This window comes from Candidatus Stoquefichus massiliensis AP9, assembly GCF_000455285.1.
GTDB lineage: Bacteria > Bacillota_I > Bacilli_A > Erysipelotrichales > Coprobacillaceae > Stoquefichus > Stoquefichus massiliensis.
Map to the genome: position 1 here is coordinate 1 of NZ_HG005295.1, position 3,977 is coordinate 3,977.

A 3,977-nucleotide genomic window follows, 5' to 3' on the forward strand; every position below is an offset into this window, starting at 1 on the left:
CCTCTAAAGTCAGGTAGTATAACATACTCAAAGTTAAAAAACTATCAAAGAATGTCTTTTTCTTATAATCATCTTCATTGTGAATCATTATTCATAGGCATATAATGCAAGTGATAAATGAAGGTGAAAGTTATGAAGAAACTTTTTATTATTAGTGGTGCAAATGGTCACTTAGAAAAGAATATTATTCGTATTCTTCTTAAACAGGATGTCTTGATTCGTCGTTTTATACTTTCATTAGATCAGGTACAAACAATGCAGAATATAGAATATATTCATAGCGATATATGTGATTCACAATCACTCAATCAGTTATTTGATAATTGTGAACAGTACAAGACATATGTTATTCATACTGCCAGAATCATTCAAATAACCAATAAAAAAAATCCATATCTTTATGATGTAAATCATAATTGTACAAAAAATTCGTCTATGTGAGTTCTGTTCATTCTATTGATAAAACAGATGATGTCATCAAAGAAGTCAATCATTTCTCACCACAAATGGTTAAAGGAGCCTATGCCAAAGCAAAAGCTGAAACTTCTCAATATGTATGAGATGCAACGAAAAGGGACTCCATACTGTTATAGTTCACCCTTCAGGTATTATTGGCCCTTATGACGATATGAGAGAGTCACTCAAGGATGTATTCAAGCTCCACTTAAGGAAAAAGTAAAGAATGTTATATACTTTCACACCAAAATAATCAAATCAATGAACTTTTTCAGGTGATTAGAAAAATACATGGTAGTCCTCAACTCATTAACTTACCTATTTCATTAGAGAAAATATTTGCTCCAATAATAGAAAAGATAGCAAAATTAAAACATAAACGCCCTCTTTATACACAATATTCATTAATAACACTGCAGTCAAATAGCCATTTTTCACATGATAAAACTACCAAACAACCTCAATATCATACGCGTGATTTTGAAGAAACCATAAAAGACATTATTACCTATATTCTTAATGAGTAAATTTGTATAAAAATGAATAATTTATGGTAAAATAAAAATAGAGGTGATGAATATGTTAAAAATAGTCCTATGTTGTAGTGCTGCAATGTCGACAAGTCTACTTGTTGAAAAAATTAATCATGCTGCTAAAGAAGAAAATATCTCTATTGAAATATGTGCTACTGGTTTAAATGATATAGAAACAGTGGCTAAAAATGCAAGCATAATTCTCATGGCACCTCAAGTTCAATATGCAAAAAAACATATAAAAAAAATGTTTTCTCAAATACCTGTGATTGATGTGTCTACAAGAGATTACGGAACAATGAATGGACATAGTGTCTTTGCTTTGATTATGCAAACACTTAGCATAAAACAATAACAACAATAAAAAAATGGATTACATGTCCATTATGTCATGAAAAATGTTTAAAAAGAAGTACGGAAAATTGAATATCCGTACCTCTTTTTTATCTTTTTACTCTATCTAATTTCCAAATATCAAATACATATTCTTCAATTGTACGATCTGATGAGAAATAACCAGATTGTGCAATATTCACTAAACACATCTTTGACCAAATTGCACGATCACGATATAATTTATCAATTTGCGCTTGAGCATTAATATATGATTCAAAATCTGCAAATAAGAAATATTCATCATTACGATTCATTAATTCATCAAAAATCATTCTAAATTCTTCTCTTGATTCATGGAATGTTCCATCTACTAATGAATCAACAACACGTTTAATACGTGGATCATTATTATAATAATCCCATGCATTATATTGTCCATGTTGCCTTAATGAATTCACCTCATTGTCTTTCAATCCAAAGATAATGACATTATCATCACCAACACGTTCTGCAATTTCAACATTTGCACCATCCAATGTTCCAACAGTGACTGCCCCATTCATCATAAACTTCATGTTTCCTGTACCACTTGCTTCTTTACCAGCTGTTGAAATCTGTTCAGAAACATCAGCAGCAGGCATAATCTTTTCAGCTATAGTCACACCATAGTTTTCAATGAATACAACTTTTAAATATTCATTTGTTTCAGGGTCATTGTTCACAACATCTGCTACACTATTAATTAATTTAATGACTTTCTTTGCAAAGTAATAAGCAGGTGCAGCTTTCGCTCCAAAGATAAATGTTCTTGGATAAATTCTAAATTCAGGATTTGCTTTCATTTCCTGATATAAATAAATGACATGCATAATATTTAATAATTGACGTTTATAAGCATGTAATCTTTTGACTTGGATATCAAAAATACTATTTGTATCTATACGAATACCATTATGTTTTAAGATATAATCTGCTAAAACTTGTTTTCTTTGTTGTTTAACATTAAAGAATTTACCTTGAACAATAGAATCATCAGCATAATTCATTAATTTTTCTAGTTCTTCTGGATGCTTAATCCAACCATTACCAATTGTTTCATTTAATAATGTTGATAACTCTGGATTTGAATAAGCTAACCATCTTCTATGTGTAATACCATTTGTCTTATTGTTAAACTTATTTGGATATAAAAGATTAAAATCTTTCATTTCCTGTTCCATTAAGATTTGTGTATGAAGTCTCGCAACACCATTTACGCTAAAACTTCCAGCAATAGCCAAATGAGCCATAAAGACTTGACCGTCTTTAATAATCATAACACGATTTAATAAATCATCATCATGATCACTGACTTGTTTCACATAACCAATAAATCTTCTATTGATTTCTTCAATAATCTGATAGATTCTTGGTAATAATGATTCCATTGTAGAAACAGGCCATTTTTCAAGTGCTTCTGCTAAAATTGTATGATTTGTATAAGCACAAGTATGTGAAGTAATGTGCCATGCTTCATCCCATTCCATATCATATTCATCAATAAAGATTCTCATTAATTCAGGAATTGCTAAAACTGGATGCGTATCATTTAACTGAATAACATTCTTTTCATGGAAATTACTCAATGATGGATACACTCTTAAGTGATTCTTAATAATAGCACGAATACCTGCAGACACAAAGAAATACTGTTGTTTTAAACGTAATGTTCTTCCTGCCAATGTTGAATCATCTGGATATAAATTTTGACAAATATCACGAACTTCTTGCGCATATTGTCTAAAGTCTTTATTTGATGGAATTTCATCACTAGGTTCTGCATGCCATAAACGAAGTGTATTGGTAACTGTTGTATCATTTCCAACAATTGGCATATCATAAGGTACTGCACGTACACATTCAGCATCTACATGATCCCATTTCCCAGTTTCTTCATTCCAGACAACACGTCCCCAAAACTTAACATCTACTGCATGTTTTGGTTTACGAACTTCCCACATATTTCCTAATCTTAACCATTGATCAGGCACTTCGACCTGATAACCGTTTTCTATCTTTTGTTTAAATAATCCATACTCATAACGAATTGTATTTCCAAATGCTGGATAAGATAATGAAGCCAAAGAGTCCATAAAACAAGCCGCAAGTCTTCCAAGACCTCCATTTCCAAGTCCTGCATCAGACTCTAATTCTTCAAGATCATGAATATTAATTCCATAATCTTCTAATCCATCCTTAGCAATTTCATAAATTCCTAAGTTCATCATATTGTTAACGAGTAAACGTCCAATCAAAAATTCCATTGAAAAATAATGAATTTGTTTTTGATAATTTGTTTTCGTAATCATTTTTGTCATCGCCCAATTGACAGAGGCATAGTCTCGTACCATTGTTTCAAGAACCATAAACTTTTCAGTCATATGAGATTCTTCTACAGTTCTCCCATAAGATTCAATAATTCTTCTTGAAAATTCATACTTAAATTCTTCTTTTGTTTTAAACATATCATGTCTCCTTACTATTTTCTCTTCAATTCAAATATCATACCTGAAAATGGCGCAATGTCAACCAAAATCGAATTTTCTTTGTTTACAGCGTGTATTTTCTTAGATTTTATAGCACGTTTATTTGTAAAATTACTTCCAGTATAAC

General features: G+C 30.7%; 4 protein-coding genes. 3 read left to right on the top strand and 1 reads right to left on the bottom strand.

The window, feature by feature from the left end; translation table 11 throughout:
- Positions 1-132: 132 nt before the first annotated feature.
- From BN350_RS15845 to BN350_RS15855, 3 genes are all read left to right on the top strand, one after another.
- A complete protein-coding gene (locus BN350_RS15845) occupies positions 133-441 on the top strand; it encodes a Rossmann-fold NAD(P)-binding domain-containing protein (RefSeq protein ID WP_028044462.1) in 309 nt (102 codons plus the stop codon).
- 290 nt (positions 442-731) lie between these two features.
- Positions 732-983, top strand: coding sequence for a hypothetical protein (locus BN350_RS20715; protein WP_147573616.1), 252 nt, complete (start codon positions 732-734; stop codon positions 981-983).
- 52 nt (positions 984-1,035) lie between these two features.
- A complete protein-coding gene (locus tag BN350_RS15855; protein ID WP_028044463.1) occupies positions 1,036-1,344 on the top strand; it encodes a PTS sugar transporter subunit IIB in 309 nt (102 codons plus the stop codon).
- Positions 1,345-1,432: 88 nt separating this feature from the next.
- On the opposite strand, the gene BN350_RS15860 is transcribed toward BN350_RS15855, so the two are convergent.
- Positions 1,433-3,829, bottom strand: a complete 2,397-nt coding sequence (locus tag BN350_RS15860; protein WP_028044464.1) for a glycogen/starch/alpha-glucan phosphorylase — start codon at positions 3,827-3,829, stop codon at positions 1,433-1,435.
- Positions 3,830-3,977: the final 148 nt, after the last annotated feature.